This window comes from Pseudobacillus wudalianchiensis, assembly GCF_001685015.1.
GTDB classification, from domain to species: domain Bacteria; phylum Bacillota; class Bacilli; order Bacillales; family Domibacillaceae; genus Pseudobacillus; species Pseudobacillus wudalianchiensis.
Genome location: NZ_MAYT01000028.1, coordinates 298,709 through 310,059, shown reverse-complemented (window position 1 = coordinate 310,059; position 11,351 = coordinate 298,709). Strand labels below are relative to the sequence as shown.

13 protein-coding genes are annotated in these 11,351 nt (G+C 39.6%); 10 read left to right on the top strand and 3 right to left on the bottom strand.

What is annotated here, in order from left to right:
• Positions 1-74 precede the first annotated feature (74 nt).
• Positions 75-1,001 (bottom strand): COX15/CtaA family protein, encoded by a 927-nt coding sequence (locus tag A8F95_RS16900; protein WP_065411573.1) that lies wholly within the window; start codon positions 999-1,001, stop codon positions 75-77.
• A gap of 432 nt (positions 1,002-1,433) precedes the next feature.
• Between A8F95_RS16900 and cyoE the strand changes: the two genes are divergently transcribed.
• The 7 genes from cyoE to A8F95_RS16865 all read left to right on the top strand — a co-directional run bounded on the left by cyoE (position 1,434) and on the right by A8F95_RS16865 (position 8,090).
• Positions 1,434-2,321, top strand: a complete 888-nt coding sequence (cyoE, locus tag A8F95_RS16895) for a heme o synthase (protein WP_176713736.1) — start codon at positions 1,434-1,436, stop codon at positions 2,319-2,321.
• 88 nt (positions 2,322-2,409) lie between these two features.
• The gene (gene coxB, locus A8F95_RS16890; protein WP_065411572.1) at positions 2,410-3,495 is read left to right on the top strand and encodes a cytochrome c oxidase subunit II; all 1,086 of its coding nucleotides are present in this window, start codon (positions 2,410-2,412) and stop codon (positions 3,493-3,495) included.
• A 28-nt stretch (positions 3,496-3,523) separates the two neighbouring features.
• Positions 3,524-5,401: a cytochrome c oxidase subunit I gene (ctaD, locus tag A8F95_RS16885; RefSeq protein ID WP_065411571.1), complete on the top strand. Its 1,878-nt coding sequence runs from the start codon at positions 3,524-3,526 to the stop codon at positions 5,399-5,401.
• Complete coding sequence (locus tag A8F95_RS16880; protein WP_065411570.1) at positions 5,401-6,030, top strand: cytochrome (ubi)quinol oxidase subunit III; 630 nt, start codon at positions 5,401-5,403, stop codon at positions 6,028-6,030. Before ctaD ends, A8F95_RS16880 begins: the two co-directional genes overlap by 1 nt.
• A 3-nt stretch (positions 6,031-6,033) precedes the next feature.
• Complete coding sequence (gene ctaF, locus A8F95_RS16875) at positions 6,034-6,366, top strand: cytochrome c oxidase subunit IVB (protein ID WP_065411569.1); 333 nt, start codon at positions 6,034-6,036, stop codon at positions 6,364-6,366.
• 197 nt (positions 6,367-6,563) lie between these two features.
• Positions 6,564-7,475, top strand: coding sequence for a cytochrome c oxidase assembly factor CtaG (gene ctaG, locus A8F95_RS16870; RefSeq protein ID WP_065411568.1), 912 nt, complete (start codon positions 6,564-6,566; stop codon positions 7,473-7,475).
• Between the two features lie 153 nt (positions 7,476-7,628).
• Complete coding sequence (locus A8F95_RS16865; protein WP_065411567.1) at positions 7,629-8,090, top strand: DUF420 domain-containing protein; 462 nt, start codon at positions 7,629-7,631, stop codon at positions 8,088-8,090.
• A gap of 49 nt (positions 8,091-8,139) precedes the next feature.
• On the opposite strand, the gene A8F95_RS16860 is transcribed toward A8F95_RS16865, so the two are convergent.
• On the bottom strand, positions 8,140-8,499 hold the full coding sequence (locus A8F95_RS16860) for a YugN family protein (RefSeq protein WP_065411566.1): 360 nt from the start codon (positions 8,497-8,499) through the stop codon (positions 8,140-8,142).
• Between the two features lie 298 nt (positions 8,500-8,797).
• Between A8F95_RS16860 and A8F95_RS16855 the strand changes: the two genes are divergently transcribed.
• The gene (locus A8F95_RS16855; RefSeq protein WP_065411604.1) at positions 8,798-9,829 is read left to right on the top strand and encodes a CAP domain-containing protein; all 1,032 of its coding nucleotides are present in this window, start codon (positions 8,798-8,800) and stop codon (positions 9,827-9,829) included.
• Between the two features lie 39 nt (positions 9,830-9,868).
• On the opposite strand, the gene A8F95_RS16850 is transcribed toward A8F95_RS16855, so the two are convergent.
• Positions 9,869-10,351, bottom strand: a complete 483-nt coding sequence (locus A8F95_RS16850; protein WP_065411565.1) for a PaaI family thioesterase — start codon at positions 10,349-10,351, stop codon at positions 9,869-9,871.
• A gap of 244 nt (positions 10,352-10,595) precedes the next feature.
• Between A8F95_RS16850 and ylbD the strand changes: the two genes are divergently transcribed.
• Both ylbD and A8F95_RS16840 read left to right on the top strand, forming a co-directional pair.
• Entirely contained in the window at positions 10,596-10,928 is a 333-nt protein-coding gene (gene ylbD, locus A8F95_RS16845; protein ID WP_065411564.1) for a spore coat protein YlbD, read from the top strand.
• A 3-nt stretch (positions 10,929-10,931) separates the two neighbouring features.
• Positions 10,932-11,327, top strand: coding sequence for a YlbE-like family protein (locus A8F95_RS16840; RefSeq protein WP_245671399.1), 396 nt, complete (start codon positions 10,932-10,934; stop codon positions 11,325-11,327).
• The last annotated feature ends 24 nt before the right edge of the window (positions 11,328-11,351 follow it).

Genomic DNA, 11,351 nt, shown 5'->3' with positions numbered 1-11,351 from the left:
AAGCCATCTCGACAGGAGATCTGCTTGTTGAGTTGGAAAGATAAAAAAGAAGCAGGCTTTTGCCTGCTTCTTTTTTATGAGACTTTTGAGATAGAGTTAGCATTTGTTTTGCTTCTAGAAATAAGAAGAATAAAATAACACAGTAAGCCGAAAAGACAAGAAATAAATAGAGCGTGGGCTAACGCTATGTAAAGATTAAGTTTAGTAAAAATAATCGTAGCGCCTGATATAACTTGTAAAGAAACAAGCGAACAAGCTAAAATCCATCCCCAATAAATGACTCGCTGCTGTTTATAATGTTTGACCGCAAGGATAGTAGTATATAAAATCCACAAGAAGATAAGACCCGCGGCGAGACGATGGCCCATTTGAATCCACTGATAAGGGTTCAATGGAAGGAATGGATTGCTGTTCGAGCAAAAGGGCCAATCCACACAAGTTAAACTGGCATTCGTATGCCGTACAAGAGCCCCTGTATAGACGACTAAATAGCTGTAAAGTGTTATACCGATAGTATGCCATTTCATTCGCTTGTCAATAATTAACGAGGAGGCATCGAACTTTTGATCAACTTCGAAGATCAAAAGAGTCAAAAGCAATACTGCCGCAAACGAGATGAGCGAAATGCCAAAATGAAGAGCGAGAACAAAGTCACTTTGTCCCCATTTAACGGCAGCTGCTCCAATCAAAGCCTGTGCTATTAAAAAAAATAGAGACATGACAGCTAAGAATTTCGTTTCCCGCTTATGCCCGATCAGCCGCCAGGATAGAATAGATAAGGCAGCTACAAGCAAGCCGGCAACGCCGGAGACAACCCGATGTGATAATTCGATAATCGTTTCTATTGTAATATCATCAGGAATTAACTGCCCGTGGCATAGCGGCCATTCATTTCCGCATCCAAGTCCGGAGTCGGTTTTTGTCACTAAAGCACCGCCTAGCAAGACAAGAAGCATGACGAACGTTGTCAAAACCGCTAGCCATTTTAAAGAGCGTTGCATGTTTTTCACCTACTTATTTATAATGCAAAAGGGGATTACAGAAAGAGTTTATCTTCTCGATAATACAGAAAATGAGAAAAAAAGACAACTTGTAAAATTATTTGGAAATGTTATGCTTATACATAGAAGATATTGTTAAGTTGATTTCTTCTAAAGCCTGTCTGAACAAGCTTTTAAGGTTCTCATGTTTTCATTATCCTATAAAACTAAATTTATAGGAATAGCGCTTGTTCAGTGGACACAAATTCGACATAATTAGTTCATTATGTATTCACAAAAAAACAAGCCGATATGATTTAATATGGATGAACAGTGGTTTTTGAGCATGAGTACGGCTTGGTAAAGGAGAATAGAGCTCCACTATTTATTCAAAAAGACAGACCGCTTGTTTTTATGAGAGGGGGGAAAAAGGTGTCACGTGCCACGACAACGATGGGGAAAACTGAACTTCCAGAAACAACAGCTATGAAGGATTTTCTGGCATTAATCAAAATTGGAATCGTTAATTCCAACTTGATTACTATTTTCACAGGATTATGGCTGGCGATCGTTTTTAACGGCTTGCACTTTCTAACTCAGTTGGATACCATCTTTTACACGCTGATTGGATCGTCTCTAATTATTGCGGGATCTGCCAGTTTAAATAACTTTATTGACCGGGATATTGACCCGCTTATGGAGAGAACGAAAGGGCGTCCTACAGTCACAGGGAAGATAAGCTATCCAAAAGTAATGACAATTGGTCTCGCTTTCATCATGATTGGAACAGCATTTTTGTTTCTAACAACATTTACAGCTGGTGTCATTGGTTTAGTTGGAGTATTTAGCTACGTAGTAGTTTATTCCATGTGGTCTAAACGCCGGCATGTAAGCAATACGGTGGTAGGAAGTATTTCTGGTGCTGTGCCTCCATTAATCGGCTGGGCCGCTATCGACCCTAGTCTAGATATTGTTGCTTGGATGTTATTTTTAATTATGTTTATTTGGCAGCCTCCGCATTTTTATGCGCTGGCTATGAGACGTTGTGAAGAATATAGAACGGCTGGTATTCCAATGCTGCCGGTTGTGAAAGGGTTTGCTTCTACAAAGCGTCATATGATTATTTGGGTATTGGCTCTCTTGCCGCTGCCATTTTTTATGACATCACTGGGCACTGCCTTTGTCGTTTTAGCGACAGTTTTAAATATAGGCTGGCTTGCTCTTGGATTATCTGGGTATAAATTGAAAGACGATCTTAAATGGGCAAAGCTAATGTTTATTTATTCATTACAGTATTTAACTGTCCTGTTCGTAGCGATGGTTATTTTTACTGTTATTTAATTCACAGGAATTCTTTCTTGCTAAAGAAATCCATATATAAGCTCATAACGCTGCAGAAATTCACAAGAAAGAGGGGTTTAATTAAGCTATGAAAGATAGGCTAACTAAATGGCGTCTTTTATCAGTCTTTGCTGTGTTGGCACTCGTGTTGTCGGGCTGTGGTGAACCATTCCTTTCCACACTCAAACCTGCCGGCGCAGTGGCTAAACAGCAATATGATCTGATGATTCTAAGCACAATCATCATGGTATTAGTTATTGCTGTAGTTACTGTTATTTTCGTTCTTGCCATTACTCGCTTCCGTCGTAAAAAAGGCGAGGAAAACAAAATTCCTAAGCAAGTGGAAGGAAGCCATTTGCTCGAAATTATTTGGACAGTTATTCCTATTATCCTTTTGCTGATCCTTGCTGTGCCGACTGTTGCGGCTACGTTTGAACAAGCTAATGTAAAGGAAATGGATAAAAAACCAAATAAGGATGGAGTGCGTGATGCACTTGTCGTAAATGTACGTGCCAACCTGTACTGGTGGGAGTTTGAATATCCTGACTATAAGGTAATCACGTCTCAGGAATTAGTCGTTCCGACAGATCAAAAGGTATATTTTAATTTAATTTCATCTGACGTAAAGCATTCATTCTGGATTCCTGCTGCAGGTGGGAAGATGGATACGAACACAGATAACGTAAACAAATTCTGGCTGGAATTTGATGGCGCCAAAGCACAAGAAGCTAACAATTTGTTTTACGGGAAATGTGCTGAGCTTTGCGGACCATCTCATGCTTTAATGGACTTTAAAGTAGAAACAAAATCACAAGATGACTTTAAAAAGTGGTTAAGCGCTATGCAGTCTGCTAAAGCAGCTTCTCCAACCGATACAGCTGCTGCACAAGGGCAAAAGCTCTTTGAGCAAAACTGCTTAAGCTGTCATGCAGTAAGTCCTGATGATGCACGTCCAGAACAAGCAAGACTTGCTCCGAACTTAGCAACATTCGGTGAGCGTTCACGCGTTGCTGGTATATTAGATCATAACGAAGAAGAGTTGAAAAACTGGATTCGTGATCCTGAAAAGTATAAACCAGGCAATAAGATGTCAGGTACTTATAAGCAATTGAATGAACAAGAACTTGATCAATTAGCAGCATACTTAATGAGCTTGAAAGTAGAAGAACAATAAGGATTAGAAAAAGAAGGAGGTAAAACCGTTGAGTACCATTGCACAAAAACGAGGTTTCGCAAGTACGATCTGGGACTATTTAACAACAGTCGACCATAAGAAAATTGCGATTCTTTATTTAATCGCGGGTGGAATCTTTTTCCTAATGGGCGGTATAGAAGCAATGATGATCCGGGCTCAGCTGGCTGTGCCAAACAATGACTTTGTCAGCGCGGGTTTATATAATGAATTGCTTACTATGCACGGTACAACAATGATTTTCTTGGCAGCAATGCCCTTGCTGCTTGGTTTTATGAATGCCGTTATGCCGTTGCAAATTGGAGCGCGTGACGTAGCATTCCCATTTGTTAACGCACTTGGTTTTTGGTTGTTTTTCTTCGGTGGATTATTTTTAAACTTATCATGGTTCCTAGGTGGTGCACCTGATGCAGGATGGACTTCTTATGCCTCGTTATCGCTCGCTTCGGAAGGCCATGGAATTGACTTTTATGCTTTAGGTCTACAGATTTCAGGTTTTGGTACGTTAATGGGAGGGATTAACTTCCTCGTTACAATCATTAACATGCGTGCGCCTGGTATGACGTATATGAGAATGCCTTTGTTCACATGGACAACTTTTGTAGCTTCAGCATTAATTTTATTCGCATTCCCTCCACTTACTGCTTCAATCTTTATGTTATCGTTTGACCGTATGTTCGGAGCTAACTTCTTTAATGTAGCAGCAGGTGGTAATACAATTATCTGGGAGCACTTCTTCTGGATCTTTGGACACCCAGAGGTATATATTTTGATTTTACCGGCTTTCGGTATTTTCTCGGAAATCTTCTCAACATTCTCGAGAAAACGTTTATTCGGATATTCATCTATGGTATTTGCAACAGTATTAATTGGTTTTCTTGGATTCATGGTTTGGGCTCACCATATGTTTACTGTTGGACTTGGCCCAGTAGCGAATGCTATTTTCGCGGTTGCTACAATGGCAATTGCTGTACCTACAGGAATTAAAATCTTTAACTGGCTCCTTACAATTTGGGGAGGAAGCATTAAATTTACTGTACCAATGCTTTATGCGGTTGCCTTTATTCCATCTTTCGTAGCCGGTGGGGTAACAGGTATTATGCAGGCTGTAGCGCCGGCAGACTATCAATATCATGATACTTATTTCATTGTTGCCCATTTCCACTACGTTATCGTTGGTGGGGTAGTATTTGCTTTGTTAGCCGGTGTACATTTCTACTGGCCGAAAATGTTTGGAACAATGTTAAGTGAAAAAATTGGGAAATTTACTTTCGTCTTTTTCTTTATTGGTTTCCATTTAACATTCTTTATACAGCATTTCCTTGGTTTAATGGGGATGCCTCGCCGTGTTTGGACCTTCCTTCCAGGTCAAGGACTTGATGCAGGTAACTTAATTAGTTCCATTGGGGCAGCCTTCATGGCGATAGGAGTTATCCTACTGCTATTGAATGTAGTGATTACATCTGTTAAAAATGAAAGAGTCGGCAATGACCCATGGGAAGACGGACGTACGCTAGAGTGGGCAATTCCTTCACCGCCTCCATTCTATAACTTTAAGCAATTGCCGCTTGTACGTGGATTAGACGCTTACTGGTTAGAGAAGATGGAAGGAAAAACAACGCTAACGCCAGCTGAACCAATCGGTGATATTCATATGCCAAATGGTTCATTCACACCATTCGTTATTTCTCTTGGTCTATTCATTGCAGCTTTCGGAGCAATGTACCATGTAGATGATAAGGCGTGGGCAATACCGGTCTTAATCGGCGGGTTGGCTATCACATTTGGCGCCATGGCCTATCGTTCAATCAAAGATGACCATGGATTCCATATTCATAAAGAAGATTTAATGGATGATGATAATGAAGATAAGGGGGTTAAGGCATAATGCACGCTGAAGAAAAATTCACACCCCAAACATGGCCTGAATCACCTGAAAAAGCAACACTTGAAGGTAAAAACAAGTTTTTAGGTTTCTGGTTATTCCTTGGAGGAGAGACGGTATTGTTTGCCTCTCTCTTCGCAACTTACATTGCATTAAAAGATAAAGTACCAAGTCCAGATCATATGCTGGCAAAAGATTTGTTTGAACTGCCATTAGTATTCGTCATGACAATGCTCTTGTTAACAAGTTCGTTAACGAGCGTATACGCCATGTACCATATGAAAAACTATAACTTTAAGAAAATGCAGCTTTGGATGCTCATTACAGTTATTCTTGGTCTTGGCTTTTTAGGTTGTGAGCTTTACGAGTTCCATCATTACTATACTGAATACAACCATACGTTTACTAGCAGTGCATTTGGTTCCGCTTTTTACACATTAACTGGTTTTCACGGTGCTCACGTTGTTTTTGGGTTAGTGTGGATGACGTTGTTAATGATTCGGAACGCAGGCCGCGGATTAAGCCTTTACAATGCGCCTAAGTTTTACTTGGCGAGCCTTTACTGGCACTTTATCGACGTTGTATGGGTATTTATCTTTACGGTAGTATACTTAATGGGAATGGTGGGATAATTGATGGTAAATAATCAATCGAATTCAAACAACCCAAGACTTAATTATGACTTCCGCCGCAAGAAAAACGCAGAAGGCATGAGAATTCAAGTAGCGACATTTACTTTAATGATCTTCTTTACGGTCGTTTCTTTTGTAGCGGTAGCCGCAGACTTCTCGAAGTGGTTTGTTATACCATTTATTTTATTACTTGCAGTAGTACAAGTGGGATTCCAGCTTTATTACTTCATGCATATGAGTGAGAAGGGTCATGAAGCTCCTTCCTTGTTTATGTGGTCAGGGATTACAGTAGCTTTCGTAACTGTATTAGCTTTCATGACAATTATTTGGTGGTAATAGCCTGTTCATTTTAAATGTACACATTTTATCATTACGCAAAAAAGCCGGTTCTCTTCTAAGAACCGGCTTTTTTGTGTAAAGAAAATGGTACATTGTATCTTGTCATGAACTTGTCAATTCATATCATTGCTAGAGGAAAAGGGGAACGTTATAATGAAGGCAGGGCATTGAAATTAATATCGAGGTGAAAGAAAATGCCAATTAGCATTTTTGGATTTCAGGCACTATGGAGTCCTTATTTTCTGTCTATGTTAATAGTATTGACTGTTTTTTACTTTTTAGGAACGACAAAATGGAGAAGTAAATTTGAAGGCAGTGAACCATTAAAAAAACATCAGGCAGCTTTATTTGTGACAGCTATAGTGGTTTTATATGCAGTGAAAGGTTCGCCAATTGATTTGCTTGGTCATATTATGTTTACCTACCACATGATTCAAATGGCTGTTCTGTACTTAATTGTAGCACCTTTATTCTTAAGAGGGGTTCCTTGGTGGGTATGGAAAAAAATCATTGATCATCGCACCGTTAAGCCTGTGTTTAATTTCTTTACAAAACCATTAATCGCTTTGATTTTGTTCAATGGGCTGTTTTCCATTTATCATTTGCCGATCGTCTTTGACTATATTAAAATGAGTATGCTTCTTCACAGTCTTTATACGATCGGATTGTTCATTTTTGCCCTCTTTATGTGGTGGCCATTAGTGAACGATATGCCAGAAGGAAGAAAACTGAGCGGACTCAAAAAAGTAGGATATATATTTGCCGATGGAGTTTTATTAACACCTGCCTGCGGTTTGATTATATTCGCTTCTACACCAGTATATGCTACTTTCAGCGATGCAAGTGCTTGGCTCCAGGCCATGGAATTGTGCGTGCCAACGTCTACGTTACAAGGGTTAAATCTAAGCGGTCCCGAGCTGTTTTCAAGTATGCCGGTTATGGAAGACCAGCAGCTTGGAGGGGTCATCATGAAAATCATCCAAGAGATCGTCTACGGTTGTATGCTTGCTTTTGTATTTTTTGAATGGGTTCGTAAAGACCAACAAGAGACTGAGGAAATGAGTGCCTCTGCCATGATGCAGCAACAAGCAGATTATACGAAGTAAGACGGAACTGGAAATGAACGCATTACTTTTTGTAGGCAAAGTCTGCTTTGTACACTATTAGGTTGAATGAAAACGTTTGTCAACAACTTGTCTATTCATTTCCTTTTCCTGCACAATATCTAGACGGATTATAAATGGGAGAGAGGAACAAAGATGTCACTACCTATTTTACCTACAATTAGTACAACATTTATTGTATTAAGCGCCATCACTGTTGCGGTTGGTTGGGCGCAGATAAAACAAAGAAAAATCGAGCAGCACAAAAAAACGATGCTCCTCGCCGCTGTGTTCGCTGTTATTTTCTTTGTTATTTATGCTAGCCGAACGGTCTTTATTGGCAATACTGCCTTTGGCGGGCCAGAAGATATTAAAATTTATTATACCATCTTCTTAATTTTTCATATTACGCTAGCCACAGTTGGAGCAGTTTTAGGCATTATGACAATTATTTTAGGACTAAAGAATAATTTAGAAAAACATAGAAAATTAGGGCCAGTTACGAGTATTATTTGGTTCTTCACCGCTATTACCGGAGTAGCTGTTTATTTACTTCTTTACGTATTTTATAAAGGCGGAGAAACTACTTCTGTTATTAAAGCGATTCTTGGCTTTTAATGATAAGAACGAAAAAGCGCATGAGCTGCTCATGCGCTTTTTTCAATAATTAAAATGTAAATTGTTCTACTTCGTTTTTAAGGTCCGCTAAAAGCTTTTCGCATGTCTCCACTAACGAGGATGGGAAGTTCTCATCTTCTCCATATTCTACGCCATGTGGGTAATAATATTTGCCTAATATAGGAGTCATCAATTGGATAGTAGCGTCAGAAGAGCCTACATCGCCTTCAACAGCATATCCGAAAACGCGTAAATAGTATGTACCTTCTTTTAGATCAAATTTGCGGTCAAATGTTACCCGCTCATAATCCCATTGTCCAGCAAGAACCAACTTGTGAGACTTACAAATATAGTTCAGACGGCCAAAGTCAATTCGTAAATTTTCTAGACCCGTATTTTCAAATTTCATGAAAAATCCCTCCTGAATATCTTAGCGTAACTCTAATATCATTCCGCGCCTTTTGTCTATCACTCCATAATAATAATAGTCGAAAAAAGCATTTCTTGCAATGAGTTGAAGAGAAACAAACAAATCTTTTCCATTATAGTAACTTCTTGAATAACTATAAAAATGAGAGAATCTTTTTACGTGATGTGATACGAGGCAGGCATAGTGTTATAATGTGATTAATATAAGGCAACAGTGTCTGTATATGGGGGTAAAGGGGGGGAGCTTTCTGCGATCAGTTATCAGAATCCTGGTGGTTATGTCCATCATTTTAATAGGGGGAATTTATTTCAACCAGGCAAGAGAAGAAAATGATATTTTGCACAATCCTGCTACATCCAATCCTGCAAAAGATGATATGAATGTAGAAAAAGACCTAGAGGATATGAATAAACCAGTTCCGGCTGCCGAAAAGCCAAAATCCGGTGCTGGGTTTTATATTGGCAAGGAAGCAGGGGTGCTTAGAAAAGCGATGGGTGAGCCGATTCGAAAGGATCCATCTGCTTATGGATATGAGTGGTGGATTTACAAAGATGCTCAGCAGTATGTCCAATTTGGCGTGGAAAATAATCGAGTCGTCACGGCGTATGCAGCAGGTGAAACGGACGTTTCTCCATTTAAAATTGAACAGCCAGCTAAAGAGCTTTTTCAAACGTATGATCTTGGCATGGATATACTCGTTAAGAACGACTCTGGTACGTATCGGTTTGAATTATCGGAAGAAGATTTTAATATGAGACCGGTTGTTAGGGTCGGAGACGTATATGCGCAATTATATATTGATAAATTCTCTGGTGCATTGTCCAGCGTTCGCTATTTAACGAAAGACTATTTAATTAAACAACGGCCATATGAGATGGTGTACCGCGGTGAACTGCCAGCTGATCCAGAGCTATCTGATTCTGTATGGCAGCAAATTGAAGAGGGAAGCGAGAAGCAAATAGTCGATCTGACAAACATCATAAGAGAAAAGCATAATGTAGGAACGCTGGCATGGGATTCAGAAACGGCACAAGTAGCAAAGCAGCATAGTAAAGAGATGTATGAGAAGCAATATTTTGCTCACGAATCCCCTTCCGCCGGCGACTTGGGAGACCGGCTGACAAAGGCTGGGATTACGTATCAGCTTGCCGGGGAAAATATAGCCGCTAATTATACAGATGGACCGGCTGCTGTCGAAGGGTGGCTAAATTCTGAAAGTCACCGTGAAGCCTTATTGGAAAAAAAGTTCACTTTCTTAGGTGTAGGCGTTTATCAAAAATATTACACACAAAATTTCATCGCCAAGTAAACTGAAAAGCAGCCGTTCTGACAAACAGCTGCTTTTTAATTATTTTCTTTTTATGAGGAAAAAAGTGCCGGTAGCGTGGGCTACTTTCTTTCCATCCTCTCTTAACGCTTCTCCTTCAACGACAATCGTTTTTGAGCCTTTATGTATTACACGGGCTTTTACCGTTAGCTGGTCACCTTTTCCAGGTGCAATATAATGAATATTTAGGTTGGACGTAACGGTTGCATAGCCTTCAGGGGTAGCCGTGTATGCCGCTGAGCCCATGGCTGAGTCTAGTGCTGTAGCTGTTACGCCTCCGTGTACAATATGAAGAGAATTGTTCGTTAAATCGGTAATAGGCATGTGAACTTCACATTCGTTTTCCCCAGTAATTCTATTTAGTTGTAATAACCGCCCAATGTAAGTTCCTTTTCCTTCGACTTTCTCCAAATAGCCTTTTAACATTTGCTCTAACACTTTTAGTTCTGTCTCATCTGCCTGTTGAATACTTTTTTCTATTAATGAATAGATTCTATCCTTCATGTAAAGATCCTTCCCTTCCTCTCCTCGCTAAGTCTTTCATCTAGGTTGTCTTGCTTTTTTGTTCAGGTATGAAGGCCAGCTGATCAGGCCAATCTTTAAAAACTTTTCCTCATGCTGAACAAGTAGTTTTCATTTTTCTTATCATACCATTTTTTAAGAGCAGAAACATTTTTTCACTTTTCGTCTGTTGTTCCATAATGTATTAGTAGCAATTAGTTGGGCGGAGATACGGGGTGAAAATAAGTTGTTACATCCAAAGGTAAAAGAATTTAAAGTATTTATGGACGGAAGGCCAGACTTGAAACGGGCAGTGCGAGAGCGGCGAACGACGTTACAGGCTCTTTTTGAAAAATGGTATGAATCTGGGGATGTAGAGCTAGCGAAAGAGAATGAGAGCAGCAAAGAGCGGAAGACTGATTTTCAGACAGAGGATTGGTCAATGAAATTAACAAAGGTCTTGTCTTTATTTGAAGGGATGAAATGGGATAGCATTTTAGCAGATGTGCAAGGAATGTTAGAAATGGCCCAAATTTATTTAGCCGATTTAGCGGAGCAAAATCAAAAAAAGAACACATAGAGAATGGAATTACTTTTTAAGTGGAGGGATATGATGAGACAGGAAATCATGGAGATGATAAGGAATAATAAAGAATGGCTTAATTATTTGCGGAAAGAACCATCCTGGTATCGCTTATTAAGCCGTGATCCTTATCAAATAGAAACATTTCAAAAGGCTAGTCTACAGTTTTATAAGAAGACCTTTCCTGATCGTTTGGGCCGCTTTAATGATAGTTTGCAAATGGCCTCTGCCTTAATGTATATGATGCAATCCCAATTTTCCCAACCAGCAACTGAAGCGGCACAGCAATCTGAATCAACAACAGAGGCAGCTTCAGAATCAACAACAGAGGCATCTTCTGAAGCAGCATCTGAGACAGAGGAACAGACAGGAGAAACGACTGAAAATGAGCAATAAAATATCTTGATTTTGCACACACTA